This is a genomic window from Mesorhizobium bavaricum, assembly GCF_056781655.1.
In genome coordinates this window covers 2,656,091-2,676,972 of record NZ_CM165566.1, presented here as the reverse complement: position 1 = coordinate 2,676,972, position 20,882 = coordinate 2,656,091, and the positions used below count along the sequence as shown (strand labels likewise).

Annotated in this window: 20 protein-coding genes and 1 pseudogene; 9 read left to right on the top strand and 12 right to left on the bottom strand. The window is 61.9% G+C overall.

Annotated features, from left to right (window positions below; genetic code table 11):
- Nucleotides 1-27: 27 nt before the first annotated feature.
- Nucleotides 28-885, bottom strand: coding sequence for an alpha/beta fold hydrolase (locus AC1RZR_RS12945; RefSeq protein WP_477270254.1), 858 nt, complete (start codon nucleotides 883-885; stop codon nucleotides 28-30).
- Nucleotides 886-1,037: 152 nt separating this feature from the next.
- On the opposite strand from AC1RZR_RS12945, the gene AC1RZR_RS12940 reads away from it, so the two are divergent.
- Complete coding sequence (locus AC1RZR_RS12940; protein WP_481828590.1) at nucleotides 1,038-1,466, top strand: MarR family winged helix-turn-helix transcriptional regulator; 429 nt, start codon at nucleotides 1,038-1,040, stop codon at nucleotides 1,464-1,466.
- A gap of 51 nt (nucleotides 1,467-1,517) precedes the next feature.
- Here AC1RZR_RS12940 and AC1RZR_RS12935 read toward each other — a convergent pair.
- Nucleotides 1,518-3,511, bottom strand: a pseudogene (locus tag AC1RZR_RS12935) (putative bifunctional diguanylate cyclase/phosphodiesterase).
- Between the two features lie 306 nt (nucleotides 3,512-3,817).
- Between AC1RZR_RS12935 and AC1RZR_RS12930 the strand changes: the two are divergent.
- The 7 genes from AC1RZR_RS12930 (at nucleotide 3,818) to AC1RZR_RS12900 (ending at nucleotide 9,945) form a co-directional block, all read left to right on the top strand.
- Nucleotides 3,818-4,852 carry a class I SAM-dependent methyltransferase gene (locus AC1RZR_RS12930; RefSeq protein ID WP_481828589.1) on the top strand — a complete coding sequence of 345 codons (1,035 nt, stop codon included), beginning with the start codon at nucleotides 3,818-3,820 and terminating at the stop codon, nucleotides 4,850-4,852.
- Between the two features lie 165 nt (nucleotides 4,853-5,017).
- The gene (locus AC1RZR_RS12925; RefSeq protein ID WP_477270248.1) at nucleotides 5,018-5,659 is read left to right on the top strand and encodes a 50S ribosomal protein L25/general stress protein Ctc; all 642 of its coding nucleotides are present in this window, start codon (nucleotides 5,018-5,020) and stop codon (nucleotides 5,657-5,659) included.
- Between the two features lie 23 nt (nucleotides 5,660-5,682).
- The gene (gene pth, locus AC1RZR_RS12920; RefSeq protein ID WP_481828588.1) at nucleotides 5,683-6,423 is read left to right on the top strand and encodes an aminoacyl-tRNA hydrolase; all 741 of its coding nucleotides are present in this window, start codon (nucleotides 5,683-5,685) and stop codon (nucleotides 6,421-6,423) included.
- A 96-nt stretch (nucleotides 6,424-6,519) separates the two neighbouring features.
- Nucleotides 6,520-7,623: a redox-regulated ATPase YchF gene (gene ychF, locus AC1RZR_RS12915; protein WP_477270244.1), complete on the top strand. Its 1,104-nt coding sequence runs from the start codon at nucleotides 6,520-6,522 to the stop codon at nucleotides 7,621-7,623.
- A gap of 286 nt (nucleotides 7,624-7,909) precedes the next feature.
- Entirely contained in the window at nucleotides 7,910-8,884 is a 975-nt protein-coding gene (gene corA, locus AC1RZR_RS12910; protein WP_477270242.1) for a magnesium/cobalt transporter CorA, read from the top strand.
- Between the two features lie 123 nt (nucleotides 8,885-9,007).
- Entirely contained in the window at nucleotides 9,008-9,478 is a 471-nt protein-coding gene (locus AC1RZR_RS12905) for a MaoC family dehydratase (protein ID WP_477270240.1), read from the top strand.
- Nucleotides 9,475-9,945: a MaoC family dehydratase gene (locus AC1RZR_RS12900; protein WP_477270238.1), complete on the top strand. Its 471-nt coding sequence runs from the start codon at nucleotides 9,475-9,477 to the stop codon at nucleotides 9,943-9,945. The genes AC1RZR_RS12905 and AC1RZR_RS12900 overlap by 4 nt, the downstream gene beginning before the upstream one ends.
- A 167-nt stretch (nucleotides 9,946-10,112) precedes the next feature.
- Here the strand turns inward: AC1RZR_RS12900 and AC1RZR_RS12895 are convergent, their stop codons facing one another.
- From AC1RZR_RS12895 to petA, 6 genes are all read right to left on the bottom strand, one after another.
- Complete coding sequence (locus tag AC1RZR_RS12895) at nucleotides 10,113-10,658, bottom strand: adenine phosphoribosyltransferase (protein WP_111542869.1); 546 nt, start codon at nucleotides 10,656-10,658, stop codon at nucleotides 10,113-10,115.
- Nucleotides 10,659-10,667: 9 nt separating this feature from the next.
- Nucleotides 10,668-11,813, bottom strand: coding sequence for an alpha-hydroxy acid oxidase (locus tag AC1RZR_RS12890; RefSeq protein ID WP_477270236.1), 1,146 nt, complete (start codon nucleotides 11,811-11,813; stop codon nucleotides 10,668-10,670).
- A gap of 178 nt (nucleotides 11,814-11,991) precedes the next feature.
- Nucleotides 11,992-12,687: an acid phosphatase gene (locus tag AC1RZR_RS12885; RefSeq protein WP_477270234.1), complete on the bottom strand. Its 696-nt coding sequence runs from the start codon at nucleotides 12,685-12,687 to the stop codon at nucleotides 11,992-11,994.
- Nucleotides 12,688-12,817: 130 nt separating this feature from the next.
- Nucleotides 12,818-13,690, bottom strand: a complete 873-nt coding sequence (locus AC1RZR_RS12880) for a cytochrome c1 (protein ID WP_477270232.1) — start codon at nucleotides 13,688-13,690, stop codon at nucleotides 12,818-12,820.
- A 27-nt stretch (nucleotides 13,691-13,717) separates the two neighbouring features.
- A complete protein-coding gene (locus tag AC1RZR_RS12875; protein WP_477270230.1) occupies nucleotides 13,718-15,019 on the bottom strand; it encodes a cytochrome b in 1,302 nt (433 codons plus the stop codon).
- A 16-nt stretch (nucleotides 15,020-15,035) separates the two neighbouring features.
- A complete protein-coding gene (gene petA, locus AC1RZR_RS12870; RefSeq protein WP_379100948.1) occupies nucleotides 15,036-15,596 on the bottom strand; it encodes a ubiquinol-cytochrome c reductase iron-sulfur subunit in 561 nt (186 codons plus the stop codon).
- A 314-nt stretch (nucleotides 15,597-15,910) separates the two neighbouring features.
- On the opposite strand from petA, the gene AC1RZR_RS12865 reads away from it, so the two are divergent.
- Nucleotides 15,911-16,255: a cupin domain-containing protein gene (locus AC1RZR_RS12865; RefSeq protein ID WP_477270227.1), complete on the top strand. Its 345-nt coding sequence runs from the start codon at nucleotides 15,911-15,913 to the stop codon at nucleotides 16,253-16,255.
- 67 nt (nucleotides 16,256-16,322) lie between these two features.
- Here the strand turns inward: AC1RZR_RS12865 and AC1RZR_RS12860 are convergent, their stop codons facing one another.
- From AC1RZR_RS12860 to AC1RZR_RS12845, 4 genes are read right to left on the bottom strand one after another with little or no spacing between them, the layout of a single operon-like run.
- Nucleotides 16,323-16,634 (bottom strand): DUF6665 family protein, encoded by a 312-nt coding sequence (locus tag AC1RZR_RS12860; RefSeq protein WP_477270225.1) that lies wholly within the window; start codon nucleotides 16,632-16,634, stop codon nucleotides 16,323-16,325.
- A gap of 1 nt (nucleotide 16,635) precedes the next feature.
- Nucleotides 16,636-17,103 carry a GNAT family N-acetyltransferase gene (locus tag AC1RZR_RS12855; protein ID WP_477270223.1) on the bottom strand — a complete coding sequence of 156 codons (468 nt, stop codon included), beginning with the start codon at nucleotides 17,101-17,103 and terminating at the stop codon, nucleotides 16,636-16,638.
- 4 nt (nucleotides 17,104-17,107) lie between these two features.
- Nucleotides 17,108-18,991 carry an ABC transporter ATP-binding protein gene (locus AC1RZR_RS12850; protein WP_481828587.1) on the bottom strand — a complete coding sequence of 628 codons (1,884 nt, stop codon included), beginning with the start codon at nucleotides 18,989-18,991 and terminating at the stop codon, nucleotides 17,108-17,110.
- Complete coding sequence (locus tag AC1RZR_RS12845; RefSeq protein WP_481828586.1) at nucleotides 18,988-20,871, bottom strand: ABC transporter ATP-binding protein; 1,884 nt, start codon at nucleotides 20,869-20,871, stop codon at nucleotides 18,988-18,990. Before AC1RZR_RS12845 ends, AC1RZR_RS12850 begins: the two co-directional genes overlap by 4 nt.
- Between the last annotated feature and the right edge of the window lie 11 nt (nucleotides 20,872-20,882).

The window sequence follows — 20,882 nt, the reverse complement described above, 5'->3', positions numbered from 1 at the left end:
GGGTGCATCTTTCTGTCTAGCGAAATCCTAGGCCTTGAAGAAGGCCAGCAGGTCGGCGTTGATGATATCGGCATGGGTCGTGGCCATGCCATGCGGGAAACCCTTGTAGACCTTGAGTTCGCCCTTCTTGAGCAGCTTGATCGCCAGCAGCGCCGAGTCGGCGATGGGGACGATCTGGTCGTCGTCACCGTGCATGACCAGCACCGGCACGTCGATTGCCTTCAGGTCCTCGGTAAAGTCGGTCTCGGAGAAGGCTTTGATGCAATCATAGTGTGCCTTGGTGCCACCCATCATGCCCTGGCGCCACCAATTGTCGATGATCCCCTGCGAGACTTCCGCGCCCGGGCGGTTGAAACCATAGAACGGGCCGGCCGGAACATCGCGAAAGAACTGCGCGCGGTTGGCTGCCTGTGCGGCACGGAACCCGTCGAAGACCTCGATCGGCAGGCCGCCGGGATTGGCCGGGGTCTTGAGCATGATCGGCGGCACCGCGCCGATCAGCACCGCCTTAGCGACACGACCACCCGCGCCATACTGGGCGACATAGCGCGCCACCTCACCACCGCCGGTTGAATGGCCGACATGGATGGCGTCCTTGAGGTCCAGATGCGCCGCCAGTGCCGCGACATCGGCGGCATAGGTGTCCATCTCGTTGCCGATATCCGTCTGGGTTGAGCGGCCGTGGCCGCGGCGATCGTGGGCAATGACCCGGTAGCCCTTGGACAGGAAGAACAGCATCTGGGCATCCCAGTCATCGCTGCTCAATGGCCAGCCGTGATGGAAGACAATCGGCTGACCGGTTCCCCAGTCCTTGTAATAGATCTGCGTTCCGTCCTTGGTTGTGATCGTGCCGCTGCCGGAGCCGGGCTTGGATTGCGAGGTCATCTCAATCTCCCTTTGATTGCTGTCGCGATAAACAGTATCGCGATATCTATACGCCTAGCGCAGCTCGCTCCCCTTGTCCATGGGAAATATTATCGCGATATCATTTTTCGTGGTACCGAGTTGAAGGCCATATCGGCAAGAAGGAATGCGTCGTGCCTCTCCCGTTGGACAATCAGCTCTGTTTCACCCTCTACGCCACCAGCATGGCGATCAATCGCACCTACAAGCCGATGCTGGACGAGATGGGGATCACCTATCCGCAATATCTCGTGCTGAACGCGTTGGGCGAGACCGACGGCATGTCGGTCGGCTCGATCGCCCACCGGCTCGCTTTGGAATCGAGCACGGTCACGCCGCTGGTGAAGCGGATGGAACAAGCCGGGCTGGTGACCCGCCAACGCAGCCAGGTCGACGAGCGCCAGGTGCAGGTCGACCTGACCGCAACCGGACGCGCGCTGCTGGTCCAGTGCAACTGCCTGAATGAGACCCTGATCGAGCGCTCGGGCATGACGCGGGCACAACTCGATACCCTGAACCGGCAGATCCAGGCGTTGCGCGACGCGTTGACCGGGGCCCGATAAGCCCGGATGCTGGAAGGAGGCGCGGCCGCAATGCCGCCGCCCGCGCCGCTATCATGCGGACTTGAGGACGGTAAATGGGCGTTTGCGAATGGTCCGCTTGGCCTGGAAACTGACGGCGGGAGCGGGACGGCCGACATGAAAGCCCTGGACCTTGTCTATGCCGAATTCGCTCATAAGGGCCATCTGCTCGTCGGTTTCCACGCCTTCGACCAGGATTTTGTGGCCGCGATTTCGGACCAGGGTAATGATGTCCTGGAGCATTGCCCTGCCGTTCGGGGTGCTGCAGTCGTGAAGGAACGAGCGGTCGATCTTCACCGTATCGAAATCGATCAGACGAAGCCACGAAAGGCCTGCGAAGCCCGTTCCAAAGTCATCAAGCCATATCTTGATCCCGAGCAGCTTCAGGTCGCTGATGCAGCGAAGAATGTCCGAGTGCATCTCCATCTCCAGCCCTTCGGTGATTTCGAAGGCCAGCCTGCTGCCGGCGACGCCGGTCTCGCCCAAAATCGCGACAGACGTTGCGAAGCCAGGTGTCTTGAGCTGAATTGGAGAGACGTTGACACTCACGACACGGACATGGTCGTCCGCCAGAAGCTCGGCACACACTGTCCTGATTGCCCAGCGCCCGAGTGCCAGGATCGCGCCGGTTCGTTCCGCGACGGGAATGAACAGGCTCGGCGGAACCGATGTTCCGTCCAGCATCTTGAGGCGCATCAGAGCCTCTACGGCCTCAACCCGGCCTGATTTGACATCCTGGATCGGTTGATAAACGAGCGAAACCAGATTCTGGCCAACCGCGATCTTCAGCAGAGCTGCAATATTCTCACTCTCGTCGCTGCTCTGGGGATCGGTCGGGTCAAACAGCCGGGCACAATTCCGACCACCGGCTTTTGCCAGATAGAGCGCGCGATCGGCTTCGTGGATGATCTTCTCCAGCTTGGCGCCTGTCTGCGTCCTGGTGAAGGCAGCGCCAACGCTCACTGTCACAATGGAGACCCCGTCCCGCGCCGCAGCTCGTGGGTAAGCGCCAGGTTCTCCACCGTGCTGCAAATGGCTTCCGCGAGATCCATGATCTGCTCTTTTTTCTCCACGCGAGCCAGGACAATGAATTCTTCACCGCCGTAGCGGCCGATAGAGCCATTGTACTGCTTGATCATCTCGCTAAGGGCATTGGCGACATGGATCAGGCAACGGTCGCCTTCCTGATGGCCGTAGCAGTCATTGAACTTTTTGAAGAAGTCCACGTCGATGAGGATCGCTCCAAAACTGGTGCCAACCCGCTGCCAGTCGCTCCAGTAATCCCGCAGCTTTTCGTCGATCGCCCGCCGGTTCTCCAGACCCGTGAGTGGATCGGTCCGCGACAGTCTCAGCAGGGCCTTGCCGCGTTCGGTCGCCTCGTTGTGCTGAATTTTGGCTTCCAGGGCATTCAGGAAGACGTTGAAGCGCTCCTCATTCAGTTTCCAATTCACGTATGAGGTAAACGTGAAGCAAGAGATGTAGAATGTCCCAAACACCATTTTGTAAGTTAGCGTAGAAGGCACAAAGTAGTTTACGATGTACAATATACATAATATTATAGTTGAGGTTATAATAGAAACCTTAAATCTAAATGTGAAGAATAGATTGGCACTCATCATGAAGATGGTGCCGAAGACCATATAGTAGGAGACACTTTCCTTTTCCGCCCCCATGACTGCTGGGGACAACCAGCCGACATAGCCAAAGATAATGGCCCCGGCGCAAGTTATGTCGAGCCATTCCGTCCCGACGCCCCGGCGAAGCTGCTCTTCCAGGATCAAAAGCGCGGTCAGTCCGACCGCGAAGCGCGCCGTGATCGTGTAGGCGGCCACATCTGGAATGAGCAGGAGGTCCGTTGCCGAAAACAGCACATAGATGGCAACGGCCATCCAAAGCCCGGGCCTGGCTTCCCCTCTTCGCGTCGTTTGGGCTTCCGTGCGGTAAAGGGCGCGTAGCTCGTCGGACGCCAGTTCGTAGCGCGGTTCGTACGGTTCCGCATCAACAGCTTCGGCCAATACGGATGCCACGCGTTCGTCCATCACACCAAACCCCGGTTGAAGAGGATCTTGTATTCCGAACTCATCTCTAGCTTCTGCCCCCACGCAGGCCGGCTCCTCGGGACGTGACAGCGATTGCGACGCCGGACAAACAAATGCAATCGCGCAAGACAAGTTTCCGTTAACTCGAACGCGGAATCCGACCCGGAATCTGACTAACGATCGAACATGGTTTGCGGGAAATTAATCATACCGATAAAATGCGTTCGACCCGGCATTGGCAAATGGAGCATTCTACGCAATAAGTTAACTGACTGTTAACTATGGAGTGATGCGTTGCAAACCGTGTTTGATGGCAAAAGCCTGATTACTGCCAAGATGATCGCCAACAGTCTCCGTCGAGGAACGCTTGAGCATCACGGCGAAGCATTCGAAAACGCTCGCGTCGAACTCGCCCTCATTCTCCACGCGACACACCAGCAAATCGAACAGCGAAAGGACCCCGCCGAGATCATTCGCCGTCTGATGTCGTACCTCAACGCGACGCGTTCCAAGGTTCATCCCGACGTTTGGCAAGCATTGATACCGGTGGTGCAGAACCACCCGATCCTGGAGTACTTTCTCGAGGATCCACTGACGCGCTGGTCCTTCAGCAAGCCCAGAGGGTATTCTGGCGACGCGGAGTTGCTCGACTACATCTATTGCGATCCGCACGTGGCCGAGAGCGTGGCAAACGCCTCGGAGATCGGCAAGGCGCTTTATACCCATACCCAGGACGTGCCGTCATGCGTCGCGGCCCGGGAACGACGCGATCTCTTGACCCGGTACGTCGATGAGAGTGCGGCCAAGAACGGAGCGCAAACCGAGGTTCTGGCGATCGCGGCCGGCCATCTGCGGGAGGCCAATCGTTCGACCGCCTTGGCGGAGGGCCGCCTCAAGCGTTGGGTTGCGCTCGATCAGGATCCTCAGAGCGTTGGATTGATCGCGCGCGACTTCCAGGGCACCGCGGTCGAGGCCATCGACGGCTCGGTGCGAACCGTGCTCACCAGGGGCCACAAGCTGGGCAAGTTCGACTTGATCTACGCTTCCGGCCTTTACGACTACCTCGCGCACAACGTCGCCGTGAAGCTCACGAAAACCTGCCTGCAGATGTTGAAGCCGAACGGGACATTCCTGTTCGCGAACTACGCGGAGGGCAATCCTGACGCCGGATACCGCGAAACGTTCATGGACTGGGTGTTGCTGCTGCGATCGGAGGTCGACATGTGGAACATCGTCAATGCCAGCGTCGACCGCAACGCCGTCAACGCTCAGGTGTTCTTTGGCGAGAACCGCAACGTGCTGTACGCCGTGATCGAAAAGCGCGGCTAGCCTTTGGCTTGCACCTCCGGCCGCCTTCCGCTATAGAGCCGCCACCCGCGTAGACACCCTTGGAGGCAACGCGGCGGAAAGCCGCCTCACCCGGCGGCTTTCGACGTTTACGGCCAAGCACGTTGCCGGCCGCGAACGCTCCAGAACAAACCGAAAGGAAATGCCATGAGCCACGACACTTACGAGCTCAAGGCCGAAGCACGCGAACAGGTCGGTAAGGGGTCCGCCCGTGCAGTTCGCCGCAACGGTAAAGTGCCTGCAGTAATTTATGGTGACAAGCAGCCTCCCCTGGCCATCGCGCTCACCTACAAGGACATCTACTACAAGATCCATGGCGGCGGGTTTCTGACCACGATCGCCACGATCGATGTCGACGGCAAGAAGATCCAGGTCCTGCCGAAGGACTTCCAGCTCGACCCGGTCAAGGATTTCCCTGTCCATGTCGACTTCCTGCGCATCGGCAAGGACACCCAGGTCAATGTCGACGTGCCTGTCCACTTCATCAACGAGGACAAGTCGCCCGGCATCAAGCGCGGCGGCGTGCTCAACATCGTGCGTCACGAAGTCGAGTTCCACTGCCCGGCCAATGCGATCCCGGAATTCATCACCGTCGATCTCACCGGCACCGACATCGGCGATTCGATCCACATCTCGGCGGTCAAGCTGCCGGCCGGTGTGAAGCCTGTCATCTCCGACCGCGACTTCACCATCGCGACGATTGCCGGTTCTTCGGCGATGAAGCCGGAGACGGAAGTCACGGCTGAAGTAGCGACCCCTGAAGCGGCGCCTGCCGCCGAAGAGAAGTAACTCTTTCACGCCCGGAGCAGACGATGCTGCTGTTTGCAGGTCTCGGCAATCCGGGCGCGAAATACGCCGATAACAGGCACAATGTCGGTTTCATGGCGGCGGACGCAATCGCCCGCCGCCATTCCTTTTCGCCCTGGTCGAAGAAGTTCCAGGGCCTGATCGCCGAAGGCACGCTTGCCGGCGAGAAGATTATCCTGATCAAGCCGCAGACCTTTATGAACCTGTCCGGCCAATCCGTTGGCGAAGCGCTGCGCTTCTACAAGCTCGGCCCTTCGGCGCTGACTGTCTTCTATGACGAGATCGACCTTGCCGCCGGCAAGCTGCGGGTCAAGGTCGGCGGTGGTTCCGGCGGCCACAACGGCATCCGCTCGCTCGACCAGCATGTCGGCAAGGACTATCGCCGCGTGCGCATCGGCGTCGGCCATCCCGGCGTCAAGGAAATGGTGCATGGCCATGTGCTTGGCGATTTTGCCAAGGCGGACCACGAATGGCTGGACGTGCTGCTCGACTCGATCGCCGACGACGCCGGATTGCTGGCCAAGGGCGACGACAATTCCTTCATGAACCGCGTGACTCTGGCTTTGCGCGACAAGCTCGTGCCGACCGGCGACGATGACCGCCCGCCGCCCAAGGTGCCGAAGGCCCAGAGCCCAAAAGGCCAAAGCCACGTCCGCCAGGCGCGCCCGCAGCAGCCGGCGGTCAAGCTGCCGGAAAGCGGCCCGATGGCCGCGATGCTGAAGAAACTCTTCGGCAACAAGGACTGAGTGCAGGAGCATGCGGCGTTACAGGGCTTGACGATCATCCGCCCTATCGCCCATAGCCCTGATCAAATTTCGATTTCCCGATAGGACCGGACAAAAATGGGTTTCAAATGCGGCATCGTTGGCTTGCCCAATGTCGGCAAGTCGACGCTTTTCAACGCGCTGACCAGGACGGCGGCGGCGCAGGCCGCCAACTATCCGTTCTGTACCATCGAACCGAACACCGGCGAAGTGGCGGTGCCCGATCCGCGCCTGCAGAAGATTGCGGCCATCGCCAAGTCGAAGGAGATCATCCCGACCCGCATCTCCTTCGTCGACATCGCCGGCCTGGTGCGCGGCGCCTCGAAGGGCGAAGGGCTGGGCAACCAGTTCCTCGCCAACATCCGCGAAGTCGACGCCATCGTGCATGTGCTGCGCTGCTTCGAGGATGACGACATCACCCATGTCGAGGGCCGCATCGATCCCGTTGCCGACGCCGAGACGGTCGAGACCGAGCTGATGCTCGCCGACCTCGACAGCCTCGAGCGCCGCATCGTGCAGATCCGCAAGCGCGCCGGCAGCAAGGACAAGGAAGCGACCACCGTGCTGCCGCTGATGGAAGCAGCCCTTGAGTTGCTGCAAGCCGGCAAGCCGACCCGCATCCTGCTCAAGGGCATTGCCGCCGAGGACCTGCGCATCCTGCAGGGACTGAACCTCCTGACCTCGCATCCCGTGCTCTATGTCTGCAACGTGGCCGAGGCCGACGCCGCCACCGGCAACGAGCACACCCGAGCCGTGGAGACGATGGCCGCGGCGCAAGGCGCCAGCACCGTGGTGATCTCGGCCGCGATCGAGGCGGAAGTGGCCCAGCTCTCGGACGAGGAGGAGATGGAATTCCTCTCCTCGCTCGGCCTCGACGAACCCGGCCTGAACAAGGTCATCCGCGCCGGCTACGAGCTGTTGCAACTGATCACCTATTTCACCGCCGGACCGAAGGAAACGCGCGCCTGGACCGTGCACAAGGGTGCCAAGGCGCCGCAGGCGGCCGGTGTCATCCACACCGATTTCGAGCGCGGCTTCATCCGCGCCCAGACCATCGCCTACAACGACTTCATCACGCTCGGCGGCGAAGTGGCGGCCAAGGAAGCCGGCAAGGCGCGCGACGAAGGCAAGGAATATGTCGTCCAGGACGGCGACGTCCTGCTGTTCAAGTTCAACACCTGAACCAGCCAACAGCCTTGGTATCGGCCTCGTGGTCGATCGCGGTCGCGCACGCCGGGCATGTGGCAACGCTGGCATGCTGACGAAGGTTGCCGTCCCACCCCCCTTCGCACACGAGGAAGGAGCCTTGGCCTTCGCTGCTTTGGCCTGCCTTGACCTTGTCACATCGCAGGTCTAATCGGCTGGGGCACACGGTCGGCGCTTTCGGCGAAAGTGCCCGTCTCGTGCAATCCGACATGACGCGTCCGTTCAGAACGCACCCTTTGGCCCCAGCAAGGGAGACCCGGCGATGATCAAGGCCTTCGTCGTGGACAATGACCGCCTGCGCGCCGTCGATGATCTCCTGGCAAACAGCGACACTGTCGTCTGGGCCGACCTGCTCAACCCGACAAAGGAAGAGGAAGCAACCATCGAGAGCTGGCTCGGCGTCGCCATTCCGACGCGCGAGGAGATGGAAGAGATCGAAATTTCGAGCCGCCTCTATGTCGAGGACGGCGCCTACTTCATGACCGCCACCCTGCCTGCCCAGACCGAGATCGACGACCCACTGATGTCGCCGGTCACCTTCGTGCTGGCCGGCGCCAGGCTGATCACCGTGCGCTACCACGAACCGAAGGCGTTCAAGACCTTTCCGCAGCGCGCCGAAAAGGTGGCGACGGGTTGCACCAGCGGCGACACCATCCTGATCGGCTTGCTGGAGGCGATCGTCGATCGCCTGGCCGATATTCTGGAGCGCGCCGGCCGTGACATCGAGGCAATCTCGCGCGATATCTTCGAGGCGAGATCGACCAAGGTTTCCAAGCGCAATCGCGACTTTCAGGAGCTCCTGAAAGCCATCGGCCGCAAGGAGGACATCGCCTCCTCGATCCGCGACAGCCTGATCTCGCTGCAACGCCTCGCCGGCTTTTTCGCTCATGCCTCGACCCGGACCAAGATGAGCAAGGACACCAAGGCGCGCATCAAGACGCTGTCGCGCGACGTGCTGTCGCTCGCCGACCACGCCACCTTCCTGTCGCAGAAGATCAGCTTCCTGCTCGATGCCACGCTCGGCATGATCTCGATCGAGCAGAACGCCATCATCAAGATTTTCTCTGTCGCCGCCGTCATCTTCCTGCCGCCGACGCTGGTCGCTTCGATCTACGGCATGAATTTCGACGTCATCCCCGAGCTGAAATGGGAACTGGGCTACCCCTTCGCCATTGCCATGATGGTGCTGTCGGCGATCCTGCCCTTCTGGTATTTCCGCCGCCGCGGCTGGCTCTGACTGGTCCGCCAAAGGCCGTGCAGCCACGACGTGGCGCCATAGAAATCTCTTGACCAAACGGCGCCCTGCCTGCATCCGGAAACCCCGATCCGAAATCGTGGGTCTATGAACCGGATACCAGACATGACCGCAAAAACCTGGGCCTATGAGGATTTCGTCGAGGGCACATCGCTCGATCTCGGCAGCAAGCTGGTCAGCGCCGCCGAGATCATCGAATTCGCCGGGGAGTTCGACCCGCAACCAATGCATCTTGATGAAGAGGCCGGGAAGGCCAGTATCCTTGGCGGGCTGGCGGCGTCGGGCTGGCACACCTGCGCCATGTTCATGCGCATGCTGTGCGATGCCTTCCTGCTGGACTCCACTTGCCAGGGCGCGCCCGGCGTCGATCAGGTCAAATGGAAGAAGCCGGTCCTGGCCGGCGACATGCTCACCGGCAGCCTGGTGGTCGTTGCCAAGCGCCTGTCGAAATCGAAGCCGCAACTCGGCTTCGTGACGATGCGCAGTGAACTCCTCAACCAGCGTGGCGAAAGCGTCTTCGAGCTCGAGAACTCCGTCATGTTCCTGCTGCGTGATGCCGCCGGGAGCCGTTCATGACCCTCGACGAATTCTTCCGCATCGGCACCACCGTTACCCTGGGCTCGCATACATTCGAGCCCGAAGCGATCAAGGCGTTCGCCCGCAAATACGACCCGCAGATCTTCCATATAGACGAGGAGGCCGCGAAGAAAAGCGTGCTCGGCGGGCTCTGCGCGTCCGGCTGGCACACCGCCGCGACCTGGATGAAACTCAATCTGGAAAACCGCATGGACGCCGAGGTCGCGGCGTGGAGCGGCCCCGGCCCGGTGCCGGAATTCGGCCCCTCGCCCGGCTTCAAGAACCTGAAGTGGCTGAAGCCGGTCTATGCCGGGCAAACCATCACCTTCACGCGCACGGCGCTTTCCCACCGCCCGATCGCATCGCGCCCCGGCTGGCGGCTGCTGGCGCTGCGTTCCGAGGCCTTCGATTCGGCCGGCGACAAAGTGCTGGAGTTCGAAAGCGCCGTATTGGTGAAGGTGGAGTAGCCGGTTCGCGTAAGCGAATTCATCGTGCCAGTGGCACGATGAAGGGCCGACGAACGCCGGGACGCTGCGAAGCAGCGGGGAACCCGGCCGGGCGGTTGAAATCGGTCATCTGCCCTTCGCATAGCTCAGGGCGTTCTAAGCCCAGGGGAGAAGGTAAGAAGCGCCACTCAGTGGCCTTCAAACCCGATCAGCGTCCTCACCGGCACACCGAGCGCTTCGAGCTTGGCGCGGCCGCCAAGGTCCGGCAGGTCGATGACGAAGCAGGCGGCAAGGATGTCGGCGCCGATCTGGCGCAGCAGCTTGACCGCCGCTTCCGCGGTGCCGCCGGTGGCGATCAGATCGTCGACCAGGATCACCTTCTCGCCGGGTGAGACGCCGTCCTTGTGCATCTCCATCTCGTCCAGCCCGTATTCCAGGCTGTAGGCGACGCGCACCGTCTCGAAAGGCAGCTTGCCCTTCTTGCGGATCGGCACGAAGCCGGCCGAGAGCTGATGGGCGACGGCGCCGCCTAGGATGAAGCCACGCGCTTCGATGCCGGCGATCTTGTCGATCTTCTGGCCGGCATAGGGATGCACCAGCTCGTCGATGGCGCGGCGGAAGGCGCGAGCATTGCCGAGCAGCGTGGTGATGTCGCGAAACAGGATGCCGGGCTTGGGATAGTCCGGGATGGTGCGGATCGCGGCAAGCAGTGTGTCTTCGAGGGAGGATTTCATGGTTCGAGATTACCTGAAACGGAGGTTCTTGCGCGACAATTGTTCGATCGAACTGCAGCCCATCAGCTTCATTCCGCGTTCGATCTCGACCCGCATCTGTTCGAGCGCCCGTTCGACGCCTGGCTGGCCGGCCGCCGCCAGCGGAAACAAATAGTAGCGGCCGACGCCGACCGCCTTGGCGCCGAGCGACAGCGCCTTCAGCACATGCGTGCCGCGCTGCACACCGCCATCCATGATGACGTCGATCCGGTCGCCGACCGCATCGACGATCTCGGCAAGCTGGTCGAAAGCCGCTCGCGAGCCATCCAGTTGGCGGCCGCCGTGGTTCGACAGCACGATGCCGCTGCAGCCGATCTCGACGGCGCGCCTGGCATCCTCCACCGACATGATGCCCTTGAGGCAGAACGGGCCCGACCATAGCCTGACCATCTCGGCGACATCATCCCACGTTATCGACGGATCGAGCATCTCGGTGAAATAGCGGCTGATCGACATGGTGCCGCCCCCCATATCGACATGCTCGTCGAGCTGCGGCAGCTTGAAGCCCTCATGCGTGAAATAGTTTAGCGCCCAGCCCGGCTTGAGCGCGAACTGCGTCATCCCGGCCAGGTTGAGCTTGAAGGGAATGGCAAAGCCGGTGCGTTTGTCGCGCTCACGGTTGCCGCCGGTGATGCTGTCGACGGTCAGCATCATCACTTCGACGCCAACCTCCTTTGCCCGCTGCATCATCGCCCGGTTGAGGCCGCGATCCCGGTGGAAGTAGAACTGATAGACCTGCGGGCCGCTGCTGATCCTGCGCACCTCCTCGAGGCTGATGGTGCCAAGAGAGGACACGCCAAACATCGTCCCGTATTTGGCGGCGGCCTTGGCGACCGCCCGCTCACCCTGATGATGGAACAGCCGTTGCAAGGCGGTCGGCGAGCAGTAGACCGGCATCGCCAGCTTCTGGCCCATCACCGTCACCGACATGTCGATCTCGCTGACCCCGCGCAGGACGTTGGGAACCAGGTCGCAGGTCTCGAAGCTTTCGGTGTTGCGGCGATAGGTGACCTCGTCGTCCGCCGCGCCGTCGATGTAGTTGAAGATCGGCCCCGGCAGCCGTTGCTGCGCCATGCGGCGGAAGTCGGAAAAATTGTGACAGTCGCTGAGCCGCATCATCGATTCCAAATGCCATGGTGAGGCGAGCCGTCGCCATCGTTTCCTGCGTCGAATATCAACCGGAAGTCATCGTGCCAACGGCCTAATTGCCAAGCTGCCGCCCGAGCCCTGGCCGCGAGCACAAAAAGGGGCGCCCGAAGCGCCCCTTTCATCGAAAATCGACTGCCGGCGAAGATCACATGCCGAGATCGGAACGAAGCTCGGCCTTGGCCACCTCGTATTCGGCTTTGAAGTCATCCCGGTTGAGCAGGACCGCGGCAATGACGTTGCCCGAAATCTTGCCCATCTCGATATCGGAGGCGTAATGGATGCCGCCGACCTCACGATTGTGGGCGTATTCAGCCGCACGCGCCATGATCGCGGCGCGCTTTTCCGGAACCATGTCGGACAGGATGATGCCCATCATCGTGCCGACGGTCGCGTGGCCCGAAGGCCACGAACCGGAGCTCGACAGCTTGACCGCGGGCTTGACGAGGTCGCTGAGCTGGTGCGGACGCGGACGCTTCCAGACATCCTTGGCCGGATCAACGACAGCGCCTTCTGTGGCCACCACGCGATCGAAGAAAGCGCTGAATTTCGGCAGTGTCTCCTTGTTGAATCTCGGCCCCATGACGTTGGCGAAGCGCCAGACATTCTCCTCGGCATCGGCAACGGCGCTGGCCACCATCTCGGGCGTGCGCGTCACCTGCAGCGTCAGCACCTCGCCGAGTTCGGCCTTGGTCTGCGCCGAATCGTTTGCCGGCGGCGGCGGCAGGATCATCGTCAGGTCGATATCCTTGCTGGTGACGAAGGGCTGGGCGTCTTCCGCTTGCGCGGCCGAGCCGACGATGAGCAGCAGCAGGCCTGCCGCGAGCGATGCGTATCTTTTCATGGGTGCGATCCTTTGATGAGAGCGGCACAGGATCGCCAGACGCAAGTGACGGCCATGTGACACCACCGCTCTCCACAAATGCAAAAGGGCGCCTTTCGGCGCCCCTTGCGATCACATGGCTGTGTGCGGCTTAGTGCGCCACGCCTTCCCACACCTTGCGCTTGGTGAGATAGACCAGCGCGCCGAACAGGAGCAGAAACACCAGCACGCGGAACCCGGTCTTCTTGCGGTCTTCCATGTGCGGCTCGGCCGCCCACATCAGGAAGGCCGACACGTCACGGGAATACTGGTCAACGGTCTGCGGCGCGCCGTCGTCATAGGTCACCTGGCCGTCGGAGAGCGGCTTGGGCATTTTCAGCGACACGCCGGACATGAAGTACGGGTTGTAGTGGGTGCCTTCCGGTATCACCATGCCGGCAGGCGGCGTCTCGTCGTAGCCGGTCAGCAGCGAGTGGATGTAGTCGGGCCCGCCCGCGGCATACTGGGTGAAGATGTCAAAGACGAATTGCGGAAAGCCGCGCTCGACGCCGCGTGCCTTGGCCAGCAGCGACATGTCGGGCGGAGCGGCGCCGCCATTGGAGGCAGCGGCGGCTTCCTCGTTGGCGAAGGGCGCCGGGAAATGGTCGGACGGCTTGCCGGGGCGGTCGAACATGTCGCCGGCATCGTTGGGGCCGTCATGGATCGTGTACTCGGCCGCCAGCGTCTTGATCTGGGCGTCCGAATAGCCGAGGTCCGAAAGCGTGCGGAATGCCACCAGATTCATCGAATGGCAGGCCGAGCAGACTTCCTTGTAGACCTTCAGGCCGCGCTGCAGTTGCGCCTTGTCATAGGTGCCGAACGGGCCGGTAAAGCTCCAGTTCATCTCCTTCGGCTCGTCGATCGGGAAATGCGTCGGCGCGGCCGCGTTGTGTGCCTCTTCGGCGGCGATCGCCCAAGTGGCTGCGGCCCCAGTGCCGGCGGCCACAAGGCCGATCAGCGCCAGCGAGGTGAGAATCTTCTTCATGCCAAATCCCCTTAGATTCTCTACCGCTCAGCCCTTGGTCTCTGGTGCGGCCGCTGCACCCGCCGGATGCCCGCTGCCGCCCTTGTTCTTCTCGAGCACAGCCTCGGTGATCGAGTTCGGCAGCCTTCGCGGCGTCTCGATCAGGCCGAGCACCGGCAGCGCAACCAGGAAGAAGGCGAAGTAGAACAACGTCGCCATCTGCGCCATAAACACATAGCTGCCTTCGGCAGGCTGCGAGCCCAGCCAGCCAAGCAGGATGGCATCAGCCACGAACAACCAGAAGAACAGCTTGTACCAGGGCCTGTAGACCGCCGAACGCACCTTGGAAGTGTCGAGCCATGGCACCAGGAAAAGCATGACGATGGCGCCGAACATGCACAGCACGCCGCCGAGCTTGGAGTTGATCGGCCCGACATTGAAGGTGATGGCGCGCAGGATCGCGTAGAACGGCAGGAAGTACCATTCCGGCACGATATGGGCCGGCGTCTTCAGCGGGTTGGCGACCGTGTAGTTGTCGGGATGGCCGAGATAGTTCGGCAGGTAGAAAACGAAATAGGCGAAGAAGAACAGGAACACGATCATGCCGAACGCGTCCTTGATGGTCGCGTAAGGGGTGAAGGCGACGGTGTCGGTCTTCGACTTGACCTCGATGCCGGTCGGGTTCGACTGGCCGACGACATGCAGTGCCCAGACGTGCAGGACGACGACACCGGCGATCATGAACGGCAGCAGGTAGTGCAGCGCAAAGAAGCGGTTCAGCGTCGGATTGTCGACGGCAAAGCCACCGAGCAGCAGCTGCTGGATCCATTCGCCGACCAGCGGGATGGCGCTGAAGAAGCCGGTGATGACGGTGGCGCCCCAAAACGACATCTGGCCCCAAGGCAGCACGTAGCCCATGAAGCCGGTCGCCATCATCAGCAGGTAGATGATGCAGCCGAGGATCCACAGCAGCTCGCGCGGCGCCTTGTAGGAGCCGTAATAGAGGCCACGGAAGATGTGGATGTAGACGGCGATGAAGAAGAACGACGCGCCGTTCGAATGCATGTAGCGCAGCAGCCAGCCCGAATTCACGTCGCGCATGATCTTTTCGACCGAGCCGAAGGCGAGATTGGTGTCAGCCGTGTAGTGCATGGCAAGCACGATGCCGGTCAGGATCTGCGCCACCAGCATGATCGCCAGGATGCCGCCGAAGGTCCACGCATAGTTCAGGTTGCGTGGCACCGGATAGGCGATGAAGCTGTCATAGACCATCCGCGGCAGCGGCATACGGGCGTCGAACCAGCGTTCGATACCGGTCTTGGGCGTATAGGTCGAGTGTCCCTCGCTCATCGAAATATCCCCTGCCTCAACCGATAAGGATCTTGGTATCGGAAATGAATTTGAATACCGGCACCGCCATGTTCTCGGGCGCCGGGCCTTTGCGGATGCGGCCGGCCGTATCGTAAACCGAGCCGTGGCACGGGCAGAACCAGCCGCCGAAATCGCCTTCCTGGCCGAGCGGAATGCAGCCCAGATGGGTGCAGACCTGAACCATGACCATCCAGGCTTCCTTGCCGGGCGTGGTGCGGTTGGCGTCGGTCGCCGGCGCATCGGCTGGAAGGTTCGCGTTGCGCGCGATCGGATCCTTGAGGTCTGCCAGCTTGACCGCCTCGCCGTCCTTCATCTCCTGCTCTGTGCGGTTGCGCACCACGACAGGCTTACCACGCCATTTGACGATCAGCGACATGCCCGGCGTCAGCGAGGCGACGTCGACCTCGACGGAGGCCAACGCCAGCGTCGAGGCGTCGGGGCGCATCTGGTCGATGAACGGCCAAGCGAAGGCACCCGCGCCGACCACTGCGGCCATGCCGGTGGCGACGTAGAGAAAATCACGACGGTTGGGATCCTGGATGTCGGTTGCGCTCACGGGTGCCTGATCCTTTCGCCTCTTCCGCGCCGGTGGCTGAGCCTTGTTCCCCGCTCAATTGCGCCAACCCGACTGCGCATGGCGAACAGGCTTGCGAATTCCTCCGGCATTTGGACTTCGGTTTATGCGTGAAGCCCGTTTTTGTCCAGACGGGTGAAGGCACAAGGGCAGATTGTCGCGGGGACAAAATCCGCCGCCTGGCACCGCGATGCCGAATGGCCGCCGAAGATCGCTAAACAACAGGGAAACAACCGCAATTCCGGGCTTCGCCGCCACCTCGACACCCGACACGGGCCTGGTCTATCCTCGCCGCCATGGCACACGTCATAGACCGCGACACTTGGGCTGTTCGCTCCGACCGCTGGAAGGGCGAGCTGCAATGCGGCGCCTACGGTTCGAACTCCTGCCTGATCTTCAACTATCTGCCTGATGTCGGCGGCGGTCCGCGGCTGCACGCGCATCCCTACGCAGAGATCTTCATCATCCGCCAGGGCACCGGCCTGTTCACGGTCGGCGACAAGGAGATCGAGGCATCCGCAGGCCAGATCGTGATCGTTCCGCCCAACATGCCGCACAAATTCACCAATCTCGGCCCAGGTCCGCTGGAAACGACCGACATTCACGAGAACGGCAGTTTCATCACCGAATGGCTTGAGTGACCATGATCCCGAAAAGTGGAAACCGGTTTTCGCTGGAGATCATGGTCGAACAAACAGACAGATAGAGCTATTTCGCGCCAAGCCTGACCAGTACCGCCTTCGGGATGTTGTATTCGCGGATGACGGCGTCGTGCTTGCGCAAGCCGCACAGTTCGCGCTGGATGAAATAGCCGTGCACCGCTTCGGCGGCATCCTTGAGAAGCCTGGGGCGCAGCTGCTCGTCGCCATTGTCGCGCAGCCTGGCCAGCGTTTCCTCGACCCGCTGGCCGGCGCGGCCGAGTGCGGCCGCCTTCTCGGCGAGGATCTCATGGCCGAGCGCATCAAAGGCGGCTTCGGCGGCAGAGGCGCCGGCGAGATGAGATGGCGGACGCAGCGACATTTCAGCCCCCTTTCCCAAAAATCATGCGGTGTGTGACGAATTCTTCGCCCGCCACCGGCAGAAAGCCAAGCCGCTCATAGAAAACGAAGGCTTCTTGCGGTGCGCGGGTGTTCAGCACGGCGAAATAGGAACGGGCCCTGTCGATGACGGTCTCGACCAGCATACGGCCAAGGCCGGTTCGGCGGTGACGCGCACTGACGAACAGGTGCCGGACCCGGCCCTGGTCCCCGCCCTCGAAATAAGGATCGATGTTCAGCCCGCACACGCCGGCGAGTTCCCGGCCATGCCATGCCCCGTACAGCGCCTCGCCCCGCTTCAGGAACTTGTTGCGGCCGGCTGCCCAGCCATCTGCCAGGCGCACCAGCATCCAGTAGCCTTCCAGCCGGCTTTCTTCCTTCAGCGCGTCGAACGCCGGCGTGGTTGGCCGGAGCCGCTTGAGCACGTAGCTGCCCTCCGCCGATCCAGCCATATCCTCACTCCGCCGGCCGCGTCTCTTCGAGCACGCTGTCCTCATGGTAGAGGAAGCCGCCGGACTGCCGCTTCCACAGCCGCGCATAGAGCCCGTCGAGCGCCACCAGTTCGTCATGCGTGCCTTGCTCGACGATACGTCCGCCGTCGAGCACCACGAGCCGGTCGAGTGCCGCGATGGTCGACAGCCGGTGGGCGATGGCGATGACCGTCTTGTTCTCCATCAGCCGCGTCAAATTCTCCTGGATCGCCGCCTCGATGTCGGAATCCAGCGCCGACGTTGCCTCGTCGAGGATCAGGATCGGCGCGTCCTTAAGGAAGACGCGGGCGATCGCCACGCGCTGGCGCTGGCCGCCCGACAGTTTGACGCCGCGCTCGCCGACAAAGGCCTCGTAGCCGGTACGGTCCCTGTTGTCGCGCAAGGTCTGGATGAACTCGTGCGCTTCGGCCTTCCTGGCCGCCGCGATGACTTCGGCGTCGGTCGCGTCAGGCATGCCGAGCTTGATGTTGTCGCGCAGCGAACGGTGGAACAGTGCCGTGTCCTGACTGACGACGCCGATATTGGCGCGCAGCGAATTCTGCGTCACATCGGAAACGTCCTGACCATCGATGGTGATCGACCCGCTTTCCAGATCGTAGAGCCGCAGGATCAAATTGGCGAGCGTGGTCTTGCCGGCGCCGGATGGTCCGACCAGCCCGACCTTCTCGCCCGGCCGCACGACGAGGTCGATGCCGTTGAGCACGCCGAACCCCTTGCCGTAATGGAATTCGACATTTTTCACCTCGATGCGGCCACCGGTAACCACGAGCTCTTTGGCGTCGGGCGCATCGGTGAGGCCGAGCGGCTGCGAGATCAGCGCCTTGGAGTTTTCCAGCACGCCGAGATTCCGCAATATGCCGTTGAGCTGCATCATCAGCCGGCCGAGCAGCATGTTGAGCCGAAGCACCAGCGACAGCGTGAAGGCGACCGCGCCCACGGTGATCGAGCCTTCGAGCCAGAGATAGACGGCAAAGCAGCCGATCGTCGTGATCATGATGCCCGACAGCGTTGTCAGCGCCATGCGCACGCCGGTCAGCCGGCGGGTGAACGGGCGCAGCGCGTCGAGATAGATGTCGAAACCGTTCTTGATGTAGCGGTCGTCGCCGTCGGCCGAGAACAGTTTCAGCGTCTGCACGTTGGAATAGGAATCGACGATGCGGCCGTTGATCATCGAGCCGGCCTCAGCGGTTTCCTCGGCATGCTTGCGGATTGCCGGCACATAGAGCTTGGCCAGCCAGCCGAAGGCGGAGATCCAGATCACCACCAGCCCCGCCAGCCTGAGATCCAGCCCGGCGACCAGCGCCAGCGTCGTCACCGTATAGACGATCATGAACCAGACGACCTCGATGAAGCTTTCCATCAGGTCGCCGGTGGCTTGCCCCGCCTGCCAGACCTTGGTGGCGATGCGACCGGCGAAATCATTCTGGAAGAAGGCGTAGGACTGGCGCGACACGTGGCGGTGCGCCTGCCAACGCACCAGATTGTAGAAGCCGGGCGTGATCGTCTGTTCGTCGACCAGCGCCGACAGGCCGACGACGACGGTGCGGATGACCAGCACCACCGCGATCATGAACACCAGTTCAGGACCGGCGGCGGTCCACAGCGCGTGCCAGCTGCGCTCACTGGGAAGCTGGTCGAGAATATCGACCAGCCGCCCGACGAAGTAGAACAGGCCGGCCTCGACCAGCGGCGCGATGCCGCCGATGACCAGCATGGCGAAAAAGGCGAACTTCGCCTGGCCGACATAGTGCCAGAGAAAACCGCCGACGCTGGTCGGTGGCCGAAGATTCGCGGGCTCCCTGAACGGATAGACCCAGTTCTCGAACCAGCGATAGACGGCAGTCATCATTCGGCAGCTTGGCCCTTTGCAAGTGCGTCATTGGCGACGTCGGCCGGGCCATCCTCGAGCAGGAAGCCGCCCGACTGGCGCTGCCAGAGCTGCGCATAGAGCCCGCCGCTGGCAACGAGCTCGTCATGAGAGCCTTCCTCGATGACCCTGCCCTTGTCCATCACCACCAGCCTGTCCATCGCCGCGATGGTCGACAGCCGGTGCGCGATGGCGATGACGGTCTTGCCTTGCATGAGCTTGTAGAGATTCTCCTGGATCGCCGCCTCAGCCTCGGAATCGAGCGCCGACGTCGCCTCGTCAAGGATAAGTATCGGTGCGTCCTTCAACATAACGCGAGCAATGGCGATGCGTTGCCGCTGGCCGCCGGACAATTTGACGCCGCGGTCGCCGACATGGGCGTCGAACCCTTTGCGGTCATTGGCATCCGAAAGCCCGACGATGAAGTCCAGCGCCTCGGCGCGCCGTGCTGCCTCGACAAGCAGTTCGTCGCTGGCATCTGGCCGGCCATAAAGGATGTTCTCGCGCACGGAGCGATGCAGCAGTGAGGTGTCCTGCGTCACCATGCCGATCTGGGCGCGCAGCGAATCCTGTGTCACCGCGGCGATCTCCTGACCGTCGATCAGGATCTTGCCGCTCTCCAAGTCGTAGAAACGCAGCAGAAGGTTGACCAGCGTCGACTTGCCGGCGCCCGAGCGGCCGACGATACCGACCTTCTCGCCGGGCTTCACCGTCAGCGACAGGCTCTCGATGACACCCTTCTGCTTGCCATAGTGGAAGCGGATGTCGTCGAAGCGGATCTCACCCCTGGAGACGGCAATGTCCTTTGCACCCGGCCGGTCCTCGACCAGGCGTGGCAGCGAGATCGAGGCGATGCCGTCCTGCACCGTGCCGATGTTCTCGAACAGGCCCGACATCTCCCACATGATCCACTGCGACATGCCCCACAGCCTGAGCACCAGCCCGATGACCACGGCGACCGCGCCGATCGTCACCGACTGGCCGAGCCACAGCCACAACGACAGCGCGGTGACCGAAAACAGCAGCAGCGAATTCATGATGTAGAGCAGGCCGTAGAGCACCGTCACCAGCCGCATCGACCGGTAGACAGTGTCGAGGAAGCCGGCCATGCCCTCCTTGGCGAAGGACGCCTCGCGGCGAGCATGGCTGAACAGCTTGACCGTCTGGATGTTGCTGTAGCTGTCGACGACGCGGCCGGTCATGGTCGAGCGCGCATTGGCCTGTGCCTCGCCGACCTTGCCCAGCCGCGGGATGAAATAGCGCAGCAACAGGATGTAGCTGATGAGCCAGACAACAAGCGGCGTCGCCAGCCGCCAGTCGGCCGAGCCGACGATGAACAGCATGCCAAGAAAATAGACGATGACGTAATTCAGTACATCGATCAGCTTGATGACGCATTCGCGCACGGCGAGCGCCGTCTGCATCAGCTTGGTGGCGATGCGGCCTGCGAACTCGTCCTGGTAGAAGCTCATCGATTGTTTGAGCAGGTAGCGGTGCACCTGCCAGCGGATGCGCATGGGATAGTTGCCCATCAGCGTCTGCTGGTTGAGCAGCGAATGGAGCCACACCGTGCCCGGCAGCGCGAACAGCACGATGAAAGCCATGCCGGCGAGTTTCCAGGCTTCGGTCTGAAGGAAAGTCTCGCGATTCTGGCCCGACAGCCAGTCGACGATGCGGCCGAGGAAGCCGAACATCCACACTTCCGCGATGGCGATCGCCGTCACCAGCACCGCGTCGATAAGGATATAGGGCCAGGCGCCGCGTGTGTAATGCACGCAGAAGGCCACCAGCGTCTTGGGCGGCTCGACCGGTTCCGCTGCCGGGAACGGATCGAGCCTTTTTTCAAACCAGCCAAACAACATAGATCATGCTC

Excerpts from the sequence above, each read along its gene's own strand:
- AC1RZR_RS12945 (WP_477270254.1), bottom strand. The coding sequence starts at position 885 with ATGACCTCGCAATCCAAGCCCGGCTCCGGCAGCGGCACGATCACAACC.
- AC1RZR_RS12925 (WP_477270248.1), top strand. The coding sequence starts at position 5,018 with ATGAGCCACGACACTTACGAGCTCAAGGCCGAAGCACGCGAACAGGTC.
- pth (WP_481828588.1), top strand. The coding sequence starts at position 5,683 with ATGCTGCTGTTTGCAGGTCTCGGCAATCCGGGCGCGAAATACGCCGAT.
- ychF (WP_477270244.1), top strand. The coding sequence starts at position 6,520 with ATGGGTTTCAAATGCGGCATCGTTGGCTTGCCCAATGTCGGCAAGTCG.
- corA (WP_477270242.1), top strand. The coding sequence starts at position 7,910 with ATGATCAAGGCCTTCGTCGTGGACAATGACCGCCTGCGCGCCGTCGAT.
- AC1RZR_RS12905 (WP_477270240.1), top strand. The coding sequence starts at position 9,008 with ATGACCGCAAAAACCTGGGCCTATGAGGATTTCGTCGAGGGCACATCG.
- AC1RZR_RS12900 (WP_477270238.1), top strand. The coding sequence starts at position 9,475 with ATGACCCTCGACGAATTCTTCCGCATCGGCACCACCGTTACCCTGGGC.
- AC1RZR_RS12895 (WP_111542869.1), bottom strand. The coding sequence starts at position 10,658 with ATGAAATCCTCCCTCGAAGACACACTGCTTGCCGCGATCCGCACCATC.
- AC1RZR_RS12890 (WP_477270236.1), bottom strand. The coding sequence starts at position 11,813 with ATGCGGCTCAGCGACTGTCACAATTTTTCCGACTTCCGCCGCATGGCG.
- AC1RZR_RS12885 (WP_477270234.1), bottom strand. The coding sequence starts at position 12,687 with ATGAAAAGATACGCATCGCTCGCGGCAGGCCTGCTGCTGCTCATCGTC.
- AC1RZR_RS12880 (WP_477270232.1), bottom strand. The coding sequence starts at position 13,690 with ATGAAGAAGATTCTCACCTCGCTGGCGCTGATCGGCCTTGTGGCCGCC.
- AC1RZR_RS12875 (WP_477270230.1), bottom strand. The coding sequence starts at position 15,019 with ATGAGCGAGGGACACTCGACCTATACGCCCAAGACCGGTATCGAACGC.
- AC1RZR_RS12865 (WP_477270227.1), top strand. The coding sequence starts at position 15,911 with ATGGCACACGTCATAGACCGCGACACTTGGGCTGTTCGCTCCGACCGC.
- AC1RZR_RS12860 (WP_477270225.1), bottom strand. The coding sequence starts at position 16,634 with ATGTCGCTGCGTCCGCCATCTCATCTCGCCGGCGCCTCTGCCGCCGAA.
- AC1RZR_RS12855 (WP_477270223.1), bottom strand. The coding sequence starts at position 17,103 with ATGGCTGGATCGGCGGAGGGCAGCTACGTGCTCAAGCGGCTCCGGCCA.
- AC1RZR_RS12850 (WP_481828587.1), bottom strand. The coding sequence starts at position 18,991 with ATGATGACTGCCGTCTATCGCTGGTTCGAGAACTGGGTCTATCCGTTC.
- AC1RZR_RS12845 (WP_481828586.1), bottom strand. The coding sequence starts at position 20,871 with ATGTTGTTTGGCTGGTTTGAAAAAAGGCTCGATCCGTTCCCGGCAGCG.